The sequence below is a fragment of the Pollutibacter soli genome (assembly GCA_029269725.1).
Taxonomy (GTDB): domain Bacteria; phylum Bacteroidota; class Bacteroidia; order Chitinophagales; family Chitinophagaceae; genus Pollutibacter; species Pollutibacter soli.
This window is the reverse complement of the sequence record JARJHS010000025.1, coordinates 1-580: the sequence shown is the minus strand read 5'-3', so window position 1 is coordinate 580 and position 580 is coordinate 1. Positions and strand designations below refer to the sequence as shown.

At 47.4% G+C, this 580-nt stretch carries 1 protein-coding gene and 1 pseudogene; both read right to left on the bottom strand.

Annotation, left to right across the window (positions count from 1 at the left end; genetic code table 11):
* Positions 1 to 330: FAD/NAD(P)-binding protein (locus P2W82_RS24680; protein ID WP_336518630.1), on the bottom strand; the 330-nt coding region annotated here is incomplete at its 3' end.
* Between the two features lie 19 nt (positions 331 to 349).
* Positions 350 to 580, bottom strand: a pseudogene (locus tag P2W82_RS24675) (phosphoglucosamine mutase); the annotation flags it as partial.

Below are 580 nucleotides of genomic sequence, written 5' to 3'. Positions count from 1 at the left end.
GATGGCTTGAGGGTAGAGAATGTCCTCGTCTCCGAAAGCTACCTTGTCAAAGCTGTTCTCGTCAAAGGCTTTTAGCGAGAGTTTGTCCATGATGCCCGCATAACTGAAGATGCGATTGAGGGTGTGGCCTTCGCCAAGCCCACCAATATAGTGCACGCAGCTATCGAAGACCTTCTTATTGAGCGAGAATGTTTGCAGGCAGCCGCCTATTTGCTTGTCTTTTTCAAGCACGCAGACGTTCTTGCCTTCTTTAGCAAGAATGACAGCGCTCAGCAAGACGCCTAACCCTCCGCCAATAACAACAACGTCGTATGTATGGCCGGTGGGCAACGGTCGGTTGGTAGTTTGATTAGTGAACGTTTTCCAGCATCATTTCCTTGATATCGGCCATTATGCGCTTGGCGATATTTGCGGAAGTGGTTTCAGTACCACTTTCTGCGTAGATACGTATAATGGGTTCGGTGTTGGATGTACGCAGGTGCACCCAGTCAGTATCGAATTCAATACGCAGGCCGTCTTCAGTATTGATAGGCTGTTTTTTATACTTCTCTTTGATCTGCTTGAAGATGTTCTTTACATC